The following is a 17994-nucleotide window of genomic DNA, read 5'->3' on the forward strand; positions in this document are numbered from 1 at the left end:
TTGTTGGTGGCAACTATTCACTGGTTCGCGAATTTTTGATCAAGCGGGCACGAATGATCGCTGTTTCTTGCCGTATCTGCTGCTGTAGATCTTGCAGCAGTGTTTCATTTGTCTCATCAAGATCAATCAAAGTATAGGCAACTCCGGCTTTTCTCTCACTCGCCAAATTATCGATATCCACGCCTGCTTCAGAAATGATCCGCAATAATGGGGCAAAAGCACCAGGCTTGTCGTGATAAAACAGCGCTAAGCGATACGGTGCCAAAAAAGGCAACTCTGCATGGGGGAAATTGACCGATTCTTGAATCGTCCCAGCGCGTAAATAGGCATGCATGCGATCAAAAACTACGTGGTCCCCCTTTTCCAAGGCATTGGTAGTACTGCCGCCGATATGCGGATAACACAACACTTTCGGTTGTCCGATCAAGCCCGCACTAGGAAAATCAGTGATGTATTGTTTGAGCTGATTTTTGGCTAATGCTTCTAAGACGGCTGCTTCTTCCACGATTTCCCCGCGACCAAAATTCATCAACACTGCATTTTTTTTCATCTGCTGAATCGTTTGTCGATTCAGCATGCCTTTGGTCTCTTGACTTAAAGGGAGCAAGACCACCACAAAATCTGATTCGGTCAACAGCATTTGCAGGTCACTGACTTGCTCGTAATCGTGTGCTGCTTTCTTCGTTCGGGCATAGCCCAAAACCTCCATCCCTAGCTGATGACAGGCTTTTGCCACCCGTTCACCGATCTCTCCTAACCCTAAAATACCGATGGTTTTTCCAGCTAATTCTTCGCCAATCACTTCTTTTCGCCGTTCTTCAGCTACCTTCAACACCTCTTCTGCTTCAAATTGACCGGACGTTAGTTCTTCTTGCAAATCGGCTACCGTCTGGATCGCTTTGAATAAGGGGCGGACGCTGAGAAATAAATTGGATAGCACCAACTCTTTGACTGCATTGGCATTGACACCAGGACTATTGAAAACTACTGTGCCATTTTGAGTACACCGTGCCAAATCGATCGTATTGGTGCCTGTTCCTGAGCGAGCGATCACAGCTAATTCTGGTGTGATCAATTCGTTAGGAACCGTTGAACTGCGCACAAACAGCGCCTCTGGGGCCGCTTGATTTTTTAACGAGTATCCTTTTTTGATTGCTCGCTTAGCTATCGTTTCGGTCATCTTATCTAACTGATAAATCGTCTCCATAAAGCAGACCTCCTTTTGTCTTTAGTGCGTATTAGTCAAATAGTACAAAAAAGTGCGGTAAAATGATAGCAATACGCAAGAGAGGATGATTTCTATGCACCTATCGATCACAAATTTTCCAGATGAACAGCCGATCGTTGGCAAAGACTCGCAGCTTCAAGACACAACTTTAGGAGACTATGTCGAAATTGGCGAAGCCAATCACATTGATCATTCTTCCATCGGCAATTATACCTATACGGGGCAATATTGCTTTATTCAGAACAGCCAATTAGGACGTTTTATCAGTATCGCAGCGATGGTCCGCATCGGCCCTACCAATCATCCCTATGAACGCCCTAGTCAGCATCTTTTTGCCTATAATGGCGAAGGCTATGGATTTGCGCCAAAGGACGAGTCCTTCTTAGAAAAACGCAAAGCAAAAACGACCGTCATTGGCAATGATGTCTGGATCGGCCACGGTGCCGTGATCCAATCTGGTTTGACCGTCGGTGATGGTGCCGTGATCGCCTCAAACGCAGTCGTAACCAAAGATGTGCCGCCTTATGCGATCGTCGGCGGGGTTCCAGCAAAAGTGATCAAATACCGCTTTGATCCAGAAACGATCACTGCTTTGCAAGAAATCGCTTGGTGGAATTGGAATCGTGCAGAATTAAAAGCACGCTATTTAGACTTTCGCCTCCCAATCAAAGATTTTGTAGCAAAATACACCCGTTGATTATGCACTTTTTCCGCTTAGTACGAGGAATGAATGATAACACATCACAATCATTCATTCTTCGAAAGTCTTTGCCCGGATGATTTTTTAGAAATAAATAAAAAACACAAAATATCTATTGTATCGAGGAATTCCTGTGCTAAAATGGAGAAATCAAATGAAGTTTTTCACGAACTTTTAAAGGAGTGTTCTATTTGTCCATTTTAGACTATCGTCCATTGAATCTATACACCAATTATCGCGAAGCTGCTGAGACGTTTCCTGACACCCCCATCATCCATGATGAAGTGTTGCCAGCATTTCCTGAGCTTGGCTATCGTAGTACCTACCGTTCGAGCCATGAAATGATTTTAAAGCGTGCTTATCAACTTGCCTCACTTGGCGTGCAAGCAGGAGATAAAATCATTCTGTATAAATCTTCAAAATTCGATACGTATTTGTTAGCAACGGCTGCTTCTTACCTTGGTGCCGTTCCTGCTATGATCTCCTATCATTTTCCTGCTGAAACCATCGAAGTGTTTGTGGATCGCTTAGAAGATCCTTACATCTTATTTGATGAAGAAACCGAAGGCCGCGTCGCACAAGTGAAAAATAGCAGTACTGACAAACAGATCGCTGTTCGCCATTTGCTACAACAAACAGAGGAACCAGTGGAACAAACTGAATTACCGGTGGATCAAATTTCCTATATGACCCATACTTCTGGAACGACGGGTATTCCAAAATTGATTTGTCATTCAGCAAACTCCATGGGCTGGCGGACAAAATGGCAAAAAACGATCTTCACCAAGATCGATCGCACCAAAGCTGACTCTGATTTAATTGCGTTCCATATTTCACCGGTGCACTCCCGCTTCAACATCGGTATCTCCTCCTTGATGGCGATGGGCTTCCCGATGATGCCATTAGCCAATGCCAACGGTGCTCATGTCGTAGGCATGTTAAAAGAATACCCACCGATCGCTTTGGAAACTCATCCAAACAATTTTGTCCAATGGAGCTTTGTGGCAAAAGAACAACCAGATGCTTTCGCCAATATTCGTTACTATCACTCAACCTTTGATGCCATCAACAATCAAACAATGGCGACTTTTTTAAATACTTCAGCAACAAAAGAAGCACTCTTTTTACAAGTCTATGGCCAAAGTGAATGCGGGCCAATGATCCTAAAAGCACATACCTTAGAAAGCATCGCTACCAACGATGCCCGTGATATGGGTGTCGGTCTGGAGGACTTAACGAGAGCACGGATCGCCGATGCTGAGGGCAACGAGCTGCCAGCCAATACCGATGGGCACATCCATTTCCTTTCAAAAGGACGCGCGTTGACCTATTATAAAGAAGATCAGCGTTTTGCTGACAATGTCTATGGCGCTTGGTGGGACAGTGGTGATTACGGCATGATGGATGATCAGGGACATCTTTACTTAAAAGACCGTCAAGTGGACTTGATCAAAAATATTGAAAGCAATCTTGCCTTGGAAGACCTTTTGCTGGATCATTTAGACTTCCTTGCCGAAGTCGTGATCGTTCGCGACAAAGAAAACTCACCGCAACCAATCATTGCTTTAGCACCAAATCGTCAAATGGATTGGGATGCTTGGTGGAAAATGGTGGAAGATCTCCCTCACCTCAATCAGCCAATTTTACGCGACTACGAAGATATCCCACGAACAGCAACCATGAAAGTCCAACGACTACAAATTGAAAAAGAATTCAAAAACGCAGAATAAAGCAAAAGAAATGGCCAGCAGATTTCCCTGCTGGCCATTTCTTTTATTTTTACTGTTTTTTCTTTGATGATGTTATTCTTTCGCTGATCGTTTTATTGAGTAGATGCATTCTTTAGGTTGCCCATACTGACTTAGCTTTGTTTCTGCTAACGTGATGCCAAAGCCCTTTCCATCAGGTACCAGCAGCTTGCCTTCATGCAAAGTTGCAGGCTGTGTAATGACATCATCATAAAAGTAACGATCAGAAGCGGAAAGATCCCCAGGAAAATGGAAAATATCTTGACTCGCAAATTGCAAATTCATGGCTCGCCCCACACCAGACTCAAACATGCCGCCTAACCAAACGAGTAGTCCATGGGTTTGACATCGATCAAGGATTCGCAAGGCTTCGGTGATCCCACCGACACGGGGGATTTTCAGGTTGATCGCACGGCAGCTGTCCAGGGCTGCGACGGTATCGACGTCTTCTGCCGTTCGAATATCTTCATCCAAACATAGAGGCGTCTTCATCTGCCGCTGCAGCTGACTGTGCCCCACCAGATCTCGTACCTTAAGTGGTTGCTCGATCATCACCAAGCCTAAGTCATCAAGTGCCAAAATGCGTTCTGGCTCACTCTGATAGGCTCCGTTTGCATCTGCCATCAAAAGCAATTCTGGAAAGGCTTGTCGAATCGCTCGCAAGGGTACCAGATCTTGCCCAGGCTTGATTTTTAATTTGATTCGTTGATACCCTTGGGCGACATAATCGGCAACAAGAGCCACTAGTTTTTCGACAGAGTCTTGTATGCCAAGACTAACGCCAACAGCGACACTCGGTCGGGTTGCGGTATAAAGCTCTTTCACACTTTGATGCGTTTGCTTGCCATATAGATCCCAAATCGCTGTTTCCAAAGCCGATTTTGCCATGTAGTTTCCTTGGACCGTTTGAAACAGCTGACAAACTTCTTGCGGATGCTCGATCTCTTGGTCAATCAATAATGGGATCAGTGCTGTTTCAATCACTTGTCGAGCAGAAAAGAGGGTTTCTTCAATGTAATCTGGCTGCTCAAAAGCGACCAATTCACCGATGCCCATCGTTTTATCCTCTGTTGTCACCAAATAAAGATCAAAAGCTTTTTCTGTTAATTGTCCATAACTTGTCACAAAGGGTTGTTTGAGGGGCAAGCGACAGGCGATGCGTTCAATTTTTTCAATCTTCATTGCGTTCTCTCCTTGTCAATCAGCTGACTGTGGCCCCGATCCTTTTACAAACCATTGATCGATTTCATGACGAACCTGTGTCGGCTGTTCTAAATGGATACAATGTCCAGCATTAGCAACGACTTTGATGGTCATCTCTGGTTGCAGCTGCTTCATTTGGTGGGCGATTTTACGAAACTTTAAATCTTTTTCCCCCGCTAAATAAAGAATTTCACAAGCTAGCTGCGGAAGTGCCGACCAACAACTTGGCTGTTTGCCAGTACCACCGTAAACCAAGCTTACTGCCAAGCCAAATTTGTTTTGCTGCAAGCGTCCTTGCCGTACAGCAGCCTGCTGCGCTAAAGGTAGCTCCTTTTGACTAGCAAACAACGGCAGTTCTTGCCAGTAATCGACAAAATCGACCAAAGGCTCCCTTAGTAATCGCAACGCTAAGCGACGATCGTGTCGCTGTCGAGCGAGTCGTTCCGCTGGATCAGCTAACCCGGGTGAACCACTCTCAAGCAAAAGATGGGTCACTGCCGTTGGTTCCATGACCGCCCAGACAAGTGCGATTCGCGCCCCCATCGAGTAGCCATAAAGGCCATAACGTTCAATCCCTAACTTCGTTAAAAGGTGTGCGAGATCCTCCACCAGTAAAGGAAGTTCATAACGCATGGGATGGACATAAATCGATGAGCGTCCATGTCCAATCAAATCGATTGCCAATACATTGTAAGAACCTTCCTCTGCAAAAACCGGTCGAAAGCTTTCCGAAGAACCCGTGAAGCCATGCAATGCCACAAGGGTTGGTAAGGATGGACGATACGGCTGCAACCACTGATAAAAATAACTGACGCCATTTATCGTGTCCTTCATTGCTGCGTTCCCGCCTCGCTAAACTGCTGTTGGAGTGCTTGCCAAGTGTTGACCGGATCTTTTTGCTCACCCTTCACTTCGATTATTTGAAAGCGCGGCTGTTGATTTGTTTCCGTTAAAATCGTTTGAAACTCTAGCAAAGAGGTCGGTGTGTGCCAATCTGCCTCATATAAGGCCGCCACTTTTTGAAACTCAAGATCTAACGGAGTACCAAAGAGCGGGACAAAGTCGTTTGGTTCTAAGGTGTTTTGTGACAGAAAGGAAAAGATCCCACCACCGTTATTATTCAGTAAAATGATCGTTACTGGCAATTGATACTGGCGCAGTAGTTGTAGGCCGTTCATATCATGGTACAACGCTAAATCACCAATCAACAAGTAGGTAGGCTTTTGACTGGCGGAAGCAATCCCAGCCACGGTTGAGACAAGGCCGTCGATCCCATTGACGCCTCGGTTTCCATACACTCGATAAGTGGAGGTAGTTTTGCTGCCGTAGCGATCAAAGAAACGAATCGCATTACTGTTTGCCAAAAGAATTTGCGCTTCTTCAGGCAAACATTGTTGGAGCATGCGCACAGCGCTGCTCTCATCCCATTGTTGCAACTGGGGACTTGCAGCAATCACCTGATCTGCCCGCGCTTGAAGTGCTTGCCATTGTTGTTGCCACGCCGTATGTTTGACGATCGGCAACTGGGTGATGGCCGCCACGAAAGTGCTGATCGCTGCTTCGATCAAATAGTTTGCCCGATGCAGCTGATCTTGCCACTGCCCCGATGGATCAACAAAGAGCCACGTCGTCGTATCCGCTGCTTTGTTCAACCATAATAGGACATTTTTGGTGACTGGTAAGCGACCAAAACGCACGACCACTTCTGGTTGGAAGACAGAAGTCAATTGCGGGAAAACAAGATCGGCTTGACTGATAAATGTTCCTACTTTGGTACCGGCTGTCGCCAGATTGGTCAATGGATCGCCGACGATCGGCCAGCCTAATTTCTCCGAAAAAGCCAGCAACTGCTGCGCTTCTTCGATCGTAAGGCTTTCTCCAGCAATCAGAATACCTTTTTTATCAAAGTATGGGGCTAGCTGGGTGATCATCTCTGCTGACAGCTCTTGTTGTGGTGCCAGATAGCTCACGTCTTGCTGCATACTGCATTGGCGACTAAAGTCAGGCAACAGCGGCTCCCGTAATGGAAAGTTGATTTGGACAGGGCCTTTCGGCTGTTTTTGCGCTTCGATCGTGCAAGTTGCAGCTTGCCAAAAACTATAACGCAACAAAGCAGGATCGTTTTCTGGCACCGTCATCTCTACCATCTTTTTGACATGAGAGGCATACAAATTCTGTTGATCCATTGCCTGTGGCGCCCCAACGCCCCGCAGTTCTGGTGGGCGATCAGCCGTTAAGACGATCAGTGGCAAGTTGGTAGCTTCTGCTTCACAAACAGCTGGATAATAATTGGCTGCTGCAGTTCCAGAGGTACACAGTAAGATCGTCGGCTGGAGATCAACTTTGGCCATCCCTAAAGCAAAAAAAGCAGCCGAACGTTCGTCGACAGCCACCGTACAGGTGATCTCAGGATCACGATGCAATAGTAGCGCCAATGGCGTGGAGCGTGAACCGGGACTAATGACTGCTCGCTTCGCACCCGCTGCTTTTAGTCCTTGGATTGCCGCTAGTAAATAGTCTGTCATGACTGTCTGGTTATTCATCTCCTAAGATCCCTCTCCTCATCGGTTGAAATTTTAACCGTGTTTCTTGACGTTCGGATTCCGCATCTGAATCGGCAACGATCCCACAACCCGCATACAGCGTTGCTTGATTGCCGCTAAAGAATCCTGAGCGGATCGCCACAGCAAACTCGCCAATATCTTCTTGAATACCCAACCAACCGATCGGTCCACCGTACATCCCTCTGCTGGCTGGTTCATGGGTACGAATCCATGAGACGGCTGCTTCTTTCGGTTCTCCCCCCAATGCTGGGGTCGGGTGTAGTTTTTGCACGGCGCTCAGAAAATTGACTCCTGCTTTTCTTTGCCCTGCCAAAGGAACAAACAAATGCTGAATGTCACGATTTTTGATCACGGAACGGGCTTCTGATTGAAAGCCGTCAGCTAACAAAGTGGCCAATGCCGTTTCTAAGCGATCGACAACTACTTGATGTTCATGGGTATTTTTTGCGTCCGCTAAGAGGGCTTGTGCCAGTGCCTCATCTTCTTCTTTGGTTTTGCCTCTTGGTGCGGAACCTGCGATACTTACCGTTTCAAATTGATCGACAGTCGCTTTTAGCAAGCGTTCTGGCGTCGCACCAGCAAAAACATGGCCCCCATGTTCGATGGCAAAAAGATAGGTATTCGGCTGCTGTTGCGCCAACCGTTGCAACACCGCAGCACTAATGATCGACTGCTTCGTTTCTATCTTCATTCTCCTGGCCAGAACCACTTTTTTCAACGGTGTTTCAGTCGAGCGAATGGCTGCCACTGTCTCTTCGACCGCTTGCAGCCATTGGGGCACCTCTAGTTCCTCTTGTGCCTGAAAAACAGGCGTTTCTGCTACAAGACTCTTGTCCGGGTTGGCATTCAACCAGCTTGCGACTTTTTCCTGTAAGGCATCGACTTTTTGTTGTCGTTGTTCCTCGGAAGAAGCGGCTACTGTATAAACGACGCCACACTGATCACCAGTTTTGCTGACCAGTATTTCTGGCAACGCAAAGAGACCGGCACCTAGCTCAGCCCAATCCTGACTGACTTCTGCCTGTTCATCAAAAGCAAAACCACCAACCAACTGCGCCTGCAAAGGTGCCTCTGGTTGATAATGGGCTTGCTTTAAGAGAGATCGGACTTCTGAAAAGTCTGCAAGTTTGGGTTGCGAAAAAGTGACTAACCAACCCAACCCTACCATACTAGTCGTTTCATCAGGAGTACGCCAGAAATAGCGTTCCCCTTGATATTCTTGTGCCGCTGCATAAAGAGCCAGTAAGTCACACCTTTCTAAAGGCTGATACTCACTCAAATAGGTTTTCCCGGCAGCGATCGCTGCTTCATAATTACTTGTTGATTTGCTGTTCAATGTAGTTCACTCTTTCTTCACTCAGCAATAGCCGTTTTAAAAGTTTGCCGCTTGCTGTGCGCGGCATTTCTCGCACGTGATAAAAACGGCGCGGAAATTTATAATGGGCGATCTGCCCTTCTAATGTATCCAACAACGCTTGGAGTCGGACGGACTCATTTAACGTTAAATAAGCCGCGACAGATTGTCCCCACTCCTCGTCTGGTTCCCCCACCACAGCTGCCTCTTTGACCGCTGGATGCTGCAACAAGGCTTGCTCCACTTCTGCGGGATAGATGTTTTCTCCACCAGATATGATCAGTTCGCTTGCACGACTGACTACATACAAAAAGCCCTCTTGATCAAGATACCCTAGATCTCCTGTGGCAAACCAGCCCTCTTGGTCCCACTGCTGTGGACTGCGATCGTTTAAGTAACGGGTCGTGATCGCCGGTCCTTGCAGTTGGATCTCTCCGATCGACTGGGTACTTTCAGCAGTCTGATGATCTGCCATTTTCGCATCAACCGCAATTCGTAAATGGACACCTTGCAGGGGAACCCCTGAGGAGCCGATTTTTTCTGAAGCTTTTTCTGGCGGCAATGCCACCACTTGTGAACAGGTTTCTGTCATCCCATAGGATTGGATCACAGAAAGCTGTTTTTGCTGGCATTTTTCCAATATACTTTTGGCAATGGGCCCGCCGCCTAGCAGTACATAACGCAACGAATCAAAGCCTTGTTGAGGCACCAACGGCAGCAAATCTGTCAACATTTTCGCCACCAAAGAAACGATCGTCCCTTTTCCTGCCTCAAGATCTTTCGCCATTTCTACAGCATCAAAGCGCTCATACAAACGAACACTCATTCCAAGTCGCAAGGAACGCAAGAGAATTGATAATCCACTGATATGATACAGCGGAACTGCACAAAGCCAACAATCCTCACTAGTGATCGTTAAGTTCTTTTGAGTCGCTTCGGCACTTGCTAGATGATTCCTAAAGGTTTGCGGCACACCCTTGGGATTGCCCGTCGTACCGGATGTATACATAATCGAAGCCACTTGTTCTGCTTGATAGATTGCTTTATTAGGAACAAACGAAGGAACAACAGAACCGACAAAAGCCTCCGCCTGTTTGATCGCTTGTCCAAAGGCCATGCTGCGAACACCTGGGACTGCAGCTTGATCTGCCGTGATCAGCCAGTCGCAGTGGGCATCTTGCAATTGGAAGGTGATTTCAGCGGCTGTCAATCGCGTATTCAACAGCTGGACTTCGATCCCCAACTCCCACAACGCAAGGATCGTAAAAACCATTTCAGGGGAGTTATTGCTAAAAAGGGCTACCCGGTTTGGCTGATCAACGAACTGGGCTTGATAATAAGCAGCGTAAGCATAAACCTCTTTTTGCAAGGCAGCAAACGACCAGCTTTTTTCATGCCAATAAAAAGCTGGTCGTTCTGGATGAAGTTGTGCTTGCCTTTGCAGCCAACTCCCAGTCATTATGGGAATTTAGGGAATTGGTCGAAGTTTGGTTGACGTTTTTCTTTAAACGCGTCACGACCTTCTTTGGCTTCATCCATCGTGTAATACAATAAGGTCGCATCGCCGGCTAATTGCTGAATGCCAGCTAATCCATCCGTATCGGCATTCATTGATGCTTTGATCATACGTAACGCCAACGGGCTCTTTTGCAACATCGTTTCGGCCCATTCCATCGTTTCATCTTCTACTCGATCAAGAGGAACGACTGTATTGATCCAGTTCATCGCCAATGCTTCTTCGGCAGTATATTGTTTTGTCATGAACCAAACTTCCTTGGCTTTTTTATGTCCGATCGTCCGTGCAAGATAGCCCGAACCATAGCCACCATCAAAACTACCGACATTTGGTCCTGTTTGACCAAATTTAGCATTGTCAGCGGCAATCGTTAAATCACAAACTAATTGTAAAACATTCCCGCCGCCGATCGACCAGCCTTTGACCATGGCGATCACCGGTTTTGGCAACGTACGGATCAAGCGTTGCAGATCCAATACGTTTAAGCGAGGAACCTGATCTTCCCCAACATAGCCACCGTGACCACGGACTTTTTGGTCTCCGCCTGAACAAAAGGCTTTGTCGCCGGCGCCTGTCAAAATAATCACGCCGATGCCTGGTTCATCGCGACTGATTGAAAACGCATCAATCATTTCAAACACCGTTTTTGGTGTAAACGCATTGTGGACTTCTGGGCGGTTGATAGTGATTTTCGCCACTTTTCCATGTTGTTCAAATAAAATTTCATCGTACTCTTTTAAGGTTTTCCATTCTCTCATTACTTGTTCCTCCTCAATTCACATAGCTCTATTATACACATATCTAGTCGCTTTTCGTTAGAAATTGCTTTGTTTAAGGGAATTTCTTAAGACTTCTCCACCTGTTGCTGTCTTTCTTAGAACTTCGGCTATTTCTACCAAAACTCGTGCTATAATCATGGTAACTTTCTTAGAAAAAGGAGCAAAAAATGAACTTACTAGAAGCTTTAGAAATCGAAGTAGAAGCAGCAACAGCCGATTTTGTTCGTTTACGGATGCCCATCAAAGAACAGCACAAACAGCCTTTTGGTCTCGTTCACGGTGGCATTAACGGCGTTTTGATCGAGACTGCCTGCAGCATCGGTGCCAATCAAGCTTTGGCTCAAGAAGAAGCCTTTGCCGCCGGCGTTGACCTGCAAGTCAACCATCTAGCCGCCGCCCAAGAAGGAACCCTGATTGTAGAAGCTAGTCCTGATCGTATCGGCGCTCGTATCCAAACTTGGCAAGCCACTATTTGGTTAGCTAGCGGGTTAAAAACTGCCGTTGGGCGCTGCACCTTAACGACTGTGCGCAAATAATCCTTTACGCTCCTGCATTGTGCTCACGGGAGCGTTTTTTGGTCTGTTTTGAAGAAAGTGGTCACCAGTCAACGCCTTATTAAAGATATTCTTTCATTATAAAGCTATTGAGAATGTGAGCGTGGTTTTTTCGAAAGGTACGTTGTTTTTTTACAGAATAGGGGTCTTTCGTTATAATGTAGCTAAGAAAGCGAGGCTTATTATGAAAAATAACCGATTGATCCACTTTTTAGGCGGCAAAACAAGCTATTATGTCTTAGGACTGATTATCTTGTCGGCAGTTGCTGTCTTTTTGCTAAATCAGATTTCTTTTTTATTTACACCCTTTTCAGCCATTCTTACAGCTATTATCCCACCCTTTTTATTTGGGCTGATCCTTTACTATCTGTTTAATCCGGTGGTCGATAAATTGGAAACGAAAAAAATTCCCCGCAGTGCTTCGATTGCTGGGATCTATCTGTTGATTCTTTTGTTGATCGTCTTTGCTGGTTTCCAGCTTTATCCGATTTTGGAGCAGCAAACCACCGATCTGATCAATAGCTTACCAAGTTTGGTCAGTGACTTTGAGAAAAACGCGACCGCCTTTTTAGAAAATACCCCATTTCAAGATGAGATGGCACAAATTACAGACACACTACAAAATATCACCAGTAATATCATGAGTTTTATTGGAGACTATTGGCAAACTGGTGCCGCTGGGCTCAGCAGTTTGTTTTCAACCATTTCGACCTTGTTCATTGCTTTGTTTACTGGACCGATCATTGCCTTTTTCTTATTGCGTAACCCAAACAAGTTTTATTTTTCGGTCCTCTCATTAGTGCCACCACGTTTTCGCAAAGACTTTAATGAAATCGTCAAGATCTCTGACTTACAAGTCGGTGCCTTTTTGAAAGGACAAATCATTTCATCCTTGATTTTAGGGGCGATCTATTGGGTCGTTTTTCTCTTGATCGGCCTAGAGTATGCCAGTATTCTGGCGATCGCTGCTGGTCTGCTTTGCATCATCCCCTATATCGGACCTTTTATCGTCTTTTTCCCGGGGCTTTTCATTGCCGCACAAGACTCCACCGGGATGTTGGTTAAGTTTTTGATTGCTTGGTTTGCTGTACAGCTGCTTCATGGCGATTTAGTCGTGCCCCGTGTGATGGGTGACCGATTGAAAATCCATCCTATTACGATTCTGGTTGTTTTATTGGTGATGGGTGATTTGATGGGAATCGTTGGGGTGATTTTCGGAATCCCGATTTATTGTCTGCTAAAAGTTCTTGTCGTTTACGTGTTCCGCAAATTCAAGCAGCGCTACAACCGCTATTACGGTCAAGACGGCAAATACTTCCACAGTGCCTTCACTAGCAAAGATTACCTAGGTGATGAAGACAAAGGCACCAAGAAAAAAGCCTAAAAAACTGCCGCGAATCGTTGGTTCGCGGCAGTTTTTTTCTATTTTATTTCATCTCATGTTCCAAAAAGAAATGATAGAGCGCCCCTAATAAATTGGCGTCATTTTGAAATTTGCAGGCTTGGATTTCCGGCTTCGTCAAGGTCTGCTGCAAAATCGGTAAACTAGCCAGCAGTTGCTGATACTGACGGTCGATTTCTTCCACCACGATCGCTTGGGCACTGATGCCACCACCAATCACGAAGCGCTCTAAGTCAATCACGGCTTGAACATTGAGTATGACACACGCGATTTCTCGGCAATACGCTGTAAACAGTGCCCAGACCTGTGGCTCTTTTTGATTGATAGCGTCAAAAACTGCTTCACCATCCGCAAGATCAGCTAAGCCTAGCAGTTGGGCGCTGCGGCGAATCATGGCGACCGCTGAACCGCTAAAACCTGCCAATTGCTGCAGGGTCAATCCCTGATTATTTGGTTGCTCAGCGTTTTCTGGAGCATCGCTTCTCTTAGTGGCATTTAGTAGAAAACTTAATTCCCCTGCTTGAAAATGTGCACCTTGGATCAGTTTTCCTTCAACGATCACACCACCGCCCAAACCAGTACCTAATGTTATGGCAGCCCCATTTTGAATCCCTTTAAGGTTTCCTAGCCACCATTCAGCTAATGCGGCTGCTTTGCCATCGTTGGTCACAGCCAGCGGCACTTGATACTTTGCCAGCAGCTGTTTTAAGGAGACTCCATCTAAAAAAGGCAATGCCCCGCCAAACGAGATCGTCCCTGTCTCTGGGTTGACTTTTCCTGGAGTACTAACAGCAATGCCCCGAATGCTTCCATGAACGTCTTCAACGATCGTTTCAATCCCTGTCAGAAATTCCGTAAGATTTTTCGGCGTATCCATCCGTCCTCGTGTCACAATATTCCCCGAGCGATCAATGACAGCCGATTTGATTTTCGTGCCGCCGATGTCGATGCTTAAATAGTTTTTATTCACTGAATCCCACCTTCTGCTTCTACTGCCCATCGCAGGACGGTTTTGGCTTTATCTGGTGAAACTTTTCGCGGATCAGACAAATAGATTTCTCGATGCTGGAACGTGTCCATCGTTGGACGGATCACTAACTGCTCTTGTTTTAACAGCTCCTTCATTTGCGCAAATGTTTCCGCTTCAGTGTCAAAAGAACCTGTATGCATCGCTTGCAGACACAATCCTTCTTCATAGCGCTCAAAGATGAGCTTTTCTAGATTTGGATTGTCTTTCTTCTCTTTGACGGCCAAGAGCTGTTCTTGAAACAGTGTTTCCGTGACTGGTTCTGGTTGGCGAATCATGATTTTGTAGATCAATTCTTCTTTGTTGACGGCACCGTCTGGCTTTGTCAGAGAGGTCCACACACCTTCTAAAGGAAAGACCGTGTATTCAAAGGGTTCATTGCCAAAAGCCCCTTTTTTTAATCCCATCCTGAGTGAATAAGAAATCGTATATAAAGCGGCGATCTCTTCGCTGAATTCAGGACGATTCGGATCGCCGCTGCCGCTCAAACTGATAAATTGATACGTTGGCACCTCGATCACTGTTGGTTTTTTGGGAAGATAGAGCTCTTTTTCTAGTTTGCGCCATTCATACTTCATAAGGACCCTCCTCGATTTGCTTTTCTTTATTTTACCATGAAAAAGAAGGACCATTGTAAAAACAGTTATCCCTTCAACTGCAAAGGGACAACTGTTTTTTTCTTATAGGGATAATGTAGCTACTTGCTGTTTTCCCAACTACTCGTCTTATGCGGCTTCTTGTTCTTCTTTCAGCAATTTTGTGTCATAAAACTTCGCAAATGGAAAATAGATCAAGAAAGAAACTACTGCACAAACAATGGCAACGACGCCTGCACGCCAGTCTCCACCGGTGCCAATAAAGCCACCAAGTCCAACGGGTGTTGGGAAAGGAATATTGGCGATCATGGGACGAATCAATTCCATCCTTGTGGCAAAATACACGATCGTGGCGGATGCCATCGGTGCTAACAAGAAAGGAATTGCTAAATAAGGGTTATAGATGATCGGCACGCCGAAAATGATCGGTTCATTGATATTGAAAATCGACGGGACGATGGCAGCTCTCCCTAATACTTTCATCTGTTTCGATTTAGCAATGTAGATCATAAATAAGGTAAAACCAAGGGTTGCTCCCGAACCACCTAATGTCACGTACCCGTTGGTAAATTGGCCTGCTAATGGGAAACTCGCCCCTTCAACATTGGCAGCTAAATTAGCTAACATGATTGGTGTGATCAGTGGACTAATGATATTGAATCCATGAATCCCTACCAACCACAAGGCATGTGCGAGGAAGTAAATCACCATGATTCCCAACCAGCTATCCGTAAGGTGGGTAACAAACCCGAACGGAATTGCTACTAGTTGAAAAATATCCGTCCCTAAAGCCACTAAAACACCATTGATGGTCAGAACCACGACTGCTACCACAAAGGCTGGTATCAGTGCCGTAAAACTACGAGCCACACCTTCAGGCACTTCTTCAGGCATTTTGATGACCCAGTTGTTTTTTACACAGAGACGATACAGCTGAACGGCAACGACCGCCATCACGATCCCAGTGAAAATACCAACAGTTCCTAAACGTGCGACCCCATCGGCACCAATCAACCAACCATTGATCAGCCCTTCTTCCACATCATTGATCCGTATCATTTTTCCGCCATCAAAAACAAGCTGAGGAATCGACATCAATGTAGCAAAAACACCTAATAACGCCCCATTGATCGGCGTCAGGTCGAGATTCTCCTCGACTTGAATGATCTTGGAATACTCATAGCCCAGAACGATACAAAAATATAATGCCAATAACCCCATGGTCGTACTATTTGCTAACATATACAAATCACTGAAATTCAAAAAAGTCGCTTCAAAAAAGTTAGCTAAAAACGGAAACGTGATCGGTAAAATGTTGAATACTAAAAACATTGAGCCTACGATCGTAAAAGGAATCGACGCCATACCTGCCGCCATGATACTACGAACGATTTTGTATTGGGAAATCTTTCCCATCGGACCCATTACTGCTTTTTCCAAAAGTTGAAATAGTTTATTGTTCGATTCTGTCAAATCAATCACCCTTTCTTTCTATCTCTTCAAATTCGCGTATCCATTGCCAATGTCGGTCTTCATTGCGAAAAATTTTCTTCAATTTTCTGATACCACTCCAAGCAAAGACGCCGCTTATCCAGAGAACTATGCGAATATACTCGGTACTTTGCGAGGTGAAATAGGGGAAAATAACTTCTGTCACTCCAAAAAAAGTCAATAAAAAAAGAATGACCATTGTCCCCATTTGAAGGCGTAAATACCAAGTTGTAAAAAAGAGTTGCTTGGAAACGATGGTTGCGTGGTGTCCATATAAGCGGATAAACTCACTGATCGCTCCCATTGAAAAAAGCAACAGGCTCAGTGGAACCACGCGCAGCCATTGCCCTGCCAAAGAAGCAGCCAACAGCCAATATAGGTTAAAAAAGAAAAAGAATGCCACTAAGTACCGCAATAGCAACAGACGTTGAAAATAGAGATTTTTCTTCGTCAGTTTTTGCGACGCATCTCTTTGAGCAACTTTTGCTTGCTTACTCGCCATCTGCACTCCTGCATTGGATCGCTTCTTCAAGGCTACTCATTTTTTGATAAATCCCTAGCATTTCTAGTGCAACTTCTCTGAGGGTCATGGTTGTCATCAAATGATCTTGTGCATGGATCAACAAGATATCGCAGGTAAATGAAGTCCCTGAAGCATATTCTTGCAGCATTTTTGACTGGATGCGGTGGGCTTTGACTAATGAATCATTGGCTGTGTCCAACAACTCTTGCGCTTCTTGGCAACTGCTGATTCGCATCTGTTCAAAGGCTTGATGAATCATCGTGCGGGCATCACCGCTTGCTAAAATAAGTTCAAAGGATATTTCTTGAATTTTTTCACTATCCATAGCCTACCTCCATTTATTTCGCACTTTTCTCTAATGCAATGCTTTCTTTGACTAGCTGTGCTAATTTCTCGATCCCGATCGGTATCGGAATATATGCTTGCGGGGGAATATTCACGATTGGTTTGCCGTATTTATCGGCGCTTTTCTTTAAATTGGCAAAATGCATTTTCGTTTGCGGGCTAACTAAATATAAATCATACTCATCCTTAGCGATCGTAGCGATCCCCTCTGAAGCAGAGATGGCATCGATCCTCACTGACCAGCCTTCTGTGGTTAAAAAGCTTGTTCCTTTTTTAGCGATCAACGATGAAGACATGCCTGCTGCACAAATTATCAATACTTTTTTCATTTCACTTCCTCCTTTTATGAAACGCTTCCATTTTGGTGTATCTATTCCTTTCTTCTACCCTCCTTCATGCTATAAAAAAATCCTTGAGAACGATTCACTATCTGCTGATTCTTACAGGTAGTAATCCTTCTTCACATAAATAGTATTACATATCGAGTACTTTTTAAATGCAATAAAACTCTATTAGTGATATAAAACATTAATTTCTTTCTGCTTCTATCGTGTCATAGTAGAATAATTTTGTGGAGGGGATTTCATGTTTAAAGATCGTTTAAGACAGTTGCGGAAAACGCGATCTGGTTTAACACAAGCAAAAATGGCAAAATATTTAGGAATCGCCAAAACAACCTATGCTTCGTATGAACAAGGCAATCGGATGCCCGATATTGAGATCCAAAAAGAACTTGCTGATTACTTCAATGTCAGTCTCGATTATTTGCATGGACGTCCGAATGATTTGGAAGCCCTCTCTATGAAACAGATTCGTGTGGCTTCAAGAATCAATGAGGACTTTACTGAATATCAACTATCTGAAATCATTACCTTTATCGAATTCATAAAAAACCGCCCAGAGTAAACGGTACTATTCTGCCTTTTTTCTCTGGCTAACTTGTGGTGCTGCTTCATTACCTAAA

General features: G+C 45.1%; 18 protein-coding genes. 5 read left to right on the top strand and 13 right to left on the bottom strand.

All coding sequences use genetic code 11. The features are described 5' to 3' along the window. Positions 1 to 13: 13 nt before the first annotated feature. On the bottom strand, positions 14 to 1207 hold the full coding sequence (locus IGK14_RS12575) for a phosphoglycerate dehydrogenase (protein ID WP_010749822.1): 1194 nt from the start codon (positions 1205 to 1207) through the stop codon (positions 14 to 16). Between the two features lie 94 nt (positions 1208 to 1301). Here IGK14_RS12575 and IGK14_RS12580 point away from each other — a divergent pair, with 94 nt between their 5' ends. Both IGK14_RS12580 and IGK14_RS12585 read left to right on the top strand, forming a co-directional pair. Beyond that, complete coding sequence (locus IGK14_RS12580) at positions 1302 to 1925, top strand: DapH/DapD/GlmU-related protein (RefSeq protein WP_010749823.1); 624 nt, start codon at positions 1302 to 1304, stop codon at positions 1923 to 1925. Positions 1926 to 2119: 194 nt separating this feature from the next. Further along, positions 2120 to 3658 carry an AMP-binding protein gene (locus IGK14_RS12585; protein WP_010749824.1) on the top strand — a complete coding sequence of 513 codons (1539 nt, stop codon included), beginning with the start codon at positions 2120 to 2122 and terminating at the stop codon, positions 3656 to 3658. A 72-nt stretch (positions 3659 to 3730) separates the two neighbouring features. Here IGK14_RS12585 and menC read toward each other — a convergent pair whose 3' ends face one another. The 6 genes from menC to menB are packed head-to-tail and all read right to left on the bottom strand — an operon-like array spanning position 3731 to position 11071. Beyond that, a complete protein-coding gene (gene menC, locus IGK14_RS12590) occupies positions 3731 to 4858 on the bottom strand; it encodes an o-succinylbenzoate synthase (protein WP_010749825.1) in 1128 nt (375 codons plus the stop codon). 15 nt (positions 4859 to 4873) lie between these two features. Beyond that, positions 4874 to 5713 (bottom strand): 2-succinyl-6-hydroxy-2,4-cyclohexadiene-1-carboxylate synthase, encoded by an 840-nt coding sequence (menH, locus tag IGK14_RS12595; protein WP_010749826.1) that lies wholly within the window; start codon positions 5711 to 5713, stop codon positions 4874 to 4876. Then, entirely contained in the window at positions 5710 to 7422 is a 1713-nt protein-coding gene (gene menD, locus IGK14_RS12600) for a 2-succinyl-5-enolpyruvyl-6-hydroxy-3-cyclohexene-1-carboxylic-acid synthase (RefSeq protein ID WP_010749827.1), read from the bottom strand. The genes menH and menD overlap by 4 nt, the downstream gene beginning before the upstream one ends. After that, complete coding sequence (locus tag IGK14_RS12605; protein ID WP_010749828.1) at positions 7415 to 8779, bottom strand: isochorismate synthase; 1365 nt, start codon at positions 8777 to 8779, stop codon at positions 7415 to 7417. Before IGK14_RS12605 ends, menD begins: the two co-directional genes overlap by 8 nt. Beyond that, the gene (gene menE, locus IGK14_RS12610) at positions 8757 to 10256 is read right to left on the bottom strand and encodes an o-succinylbenzoate--CoA ligase (RefSeq protein WP_010749829.1); all 1500 of its coding nucleotides are present in this window, start codon (positions 10254 to 10256) and stop codon (positions 8757 to 8759) included. The genes IGK14_RS12605 and menE overlap by 23 nt, the downstream gene beginning before the upstream one ends. Further along, a complete protein-coding gene (gene menB, locus IGK14_RS12615; RefSeq protein WP_010749830.1) occupies positions 10256 to 11071 on the bottom strand; it encodes a 1,4-dihydroxy-2-naphthoyl-CoA synthase in 816 nt (271 codons plus the stop codon). Before menB ends, menE begins: the two co-directional genes overlap by 1 nt. 188 nt (positions 11072 to 11259) lie before the next feature. Here menB and IGK14_RS12620 point away from each other — a divergent pair, with 188 nt between their 5' ends. Together IGK14_RS12620 and IGK14_RS12625 are read left to right on the top strand one after the other, a co-directional pair. Then, entirely contained in the window at positions 11260 to 11628 is a 369-nt protein-coding gene (locus IGK14_RS12620) for a PaaI family thioesterase (protein WP_005234285.1), read from the top strand. Positions 11629 to 11830: 202 nt separating this feature from the next. After that, a complete protein-coding gene (locus tag IGK14_RS12625; RefSeq protein WP_010749831.1) occupies positions 11831 to 13030 on the top strand; it encodes an AI-2E family transporter in 1200 nt (399 codons plus the stop codon). Between the two features lie 43 nt (positions 13031 to 13073). On the opposite strand, the gene IGK14_RS12630 is transcribed toward IGK14_RS12625, so the two are convergent. The 6 genes from IGK14_RS12630 to IGK14_RS12655 all read right to left on the bottom strand — a co-directional run bounded on the left by IGK14_RS12630 (position 13074) and on the right by IGK14_RS12655 (position 17359). Next, positions 13074 to 14018, bottom strand: coding sequence for an ROK family protein (locus IGK14_RS12630; protein WP_010749832.1), 945 nt, complete (start codon positions 14016 to 14018; stop codon positions 13074 to 13076). Beyond that, positions 14015 to 14653, bottom strand: coding sequence for a GyrI-like domain-containing protein (locus IGK14_RS12635; protein ID WP_010749833.1), 639 nt, complete (start codon positions 14651 to 14653; stop codon positions 14015 to 14017). Before IGK14_RS12635 ends, IGK14_RS12630 begins: the two co-directional genes overlap by 4 nt. Positions 14654 to 14800: 147 nt before the next feature. Further along, positions 14801 to 16153 carry a PTS cellobiose transporter subunit IIC gene (gene celB / locus IGK14_RS12640; RefSeq protein WP_034696139.1) on the bottom strand — a complete coding sequence of 451 codons (1353 nt, stop codon included), beginning with the start codon at positions 16151 to 16153 and terminating at the stop codon, positions 14801 to 14803. Continuing rightward, entirely contained in the window at positions 16146 to 16664 is a 519-nt protein-coding gene (locus IGK14_RS12645) for a hypothetical protein (RefSeq protein ID WP_010749835.1), read from the bottom strand. The genes celB and IGK14_RS12645 overlap by 8 nt, the downstream gene beginning before the upstream one ends. After that, the gene (locus IGK14_RS12650; RefSeq protein WP_010749836.1) at positions 16654 to 17010 is read right to left on the bottom strand and encodes a PTS lactose/cellobiose transporter subunit IIA; all 357 of its coding nucleotides are present in this window, start codon (positions 17008 to 17010) and stop codon (positions 16654 to 16656) included. Before IGK14_RS12650 ends, IGK14_RS12645 begins: the two co-directional genes overlap by 11 nt. 13 nt (positions 17011 to 17023) lie before the next feature. Continuing rightward, complete coding sequence (locus tag IGK14_RS12655) at positions 17024 to 17359, bottom strand: PTS cellobiose transporter subunit IIB (RefSeq protein ID WP_010749837.1); 336 nt, start codon at positions 17357 to 17359, stop codon at positions 17024 to 17026. Positions 17360 to 17615: 256 nt separating this feature from the next. Between IGK14_RS12655 and IGK14_RS12660 the strand changes: the two genes are divergently transcribed. Beyond that, positions 17616 to 17936: a helix-turn-helix domain-containing protein gene (locus tag IGK14_RS12660; protein WP_005228576.1), complete on the top strand. Its 321-nt coding sequence runs from the start codon at positions 17616 to 17618 to the stop codon at positions 17934 to 17936. Positions 17937 to 17994 lie beyond the last annotated feature (58 nt).

It is taken from the genome of Enterococcus sp. DIV0970a, from assembly GCF_051711265.1.
Lineage (GTDB): Bacteria > Bacillota > Bacilli > Lactobacillales > Enterococcaceae > Enterococcus_D > Enterococcus_D casseliflavus.

Bases quoted from the DNA above. Each gene is read 5' to 3' on its own strand.
- IGK14_RS12575 (WP_010749822.1), bottom strand. From the start codon at position 1,207: ATGGAGACGATTTATCAGTTAGATAAGATGACCGAAACGATAGCTAAG.
- IGK14_RS12580 (WP_010749823.1), top strand. From the start codon at position 1,302: ATGCACCTATCGATCACAAATTTTCCAGATGAACAGCCGATCGTTGGC.
- menC (WP_010749825.1), bottom strand. From the start codon at position 4,858: ATGAAGATTGAAAAAATTGAACGCATCGCCTGTCGCTTGCCCCTCAAA.
- menH (WP_010749826.1), bottom strand. From the start codon at position 5,713: ATGAAGGACACGATAAATGGCGTCAGTTATTTTTATCAGTGGTTGCAG.
- menD (WP_010749827.1), bottom strand. From the start codon at position 7,422: ATGAATAACCAGACAGTCATGACAGACTATTTACTAGCGGCAATCCAA.
- menE (WP_010749829.1), bottom strand. From the start codon at position 10,256: ATGACTGGGAGTTGGCTGCAAAGGCAAGCACAACTTCATCCAGAACGA.
- menB (WP_010749830.1), bottom strand. From the start codon at position 11,071: ATGAGAGAATGGAAAACCTTAAAAGAGTACGATGAAATTTTATTTGAA.
- IGK14_RS12620 (WP_005234285.1), top strand. From the start codon at position 11,260: ATGAACTTACTAGAAGCTTTAGAAATCGAAGTAGAAGCAGCAACAGCC.
- IGK14_RS12625 (WP_010749831.1), top strand. From the start codon at position 11,831: ATGAAAAATAACCGATTGATCCACTTTTTAGGCGGCAAAACAAGCTAT.
- IGK14_RS12635 (WP_010749833.1), bottom strand. From the start codon at position 14,653: ATGAAGTATGAATGGCGCAAACTAGAAAAAGAGCTCTATCTTCCCAAA.
- IGK14_RS12645 (WP_010749835.1), bottom strand. From the start codon at position 16,664: ATGGCGAGTAAGCAAGCAAAAGTTGCTCAAAGAGATGCGTCGCAAAAA.
- IGK14_RS12650 (WP_010749836.1), bottom strand. From the start codon at position 17,010: ATGGATAGTGAAAAAATTCAAGAAATATCCTTTGAACTTATTTTAGCA.
- IGK14_RS12655 (WP_010749837.1), bottom strand. From the start codon at position 17,359: ATGAAAAAAGTATTGATAATTTGTGCAGCAGGCATGTCTTCATCGTTG.
- IGK14_RS12660 (WP_005228576.1), top strand. From the start codon at position 17,616: ATGTTTAAAGATCGTTTAAGACAGTTGCGGAAAACGCGATCTGGTTTA.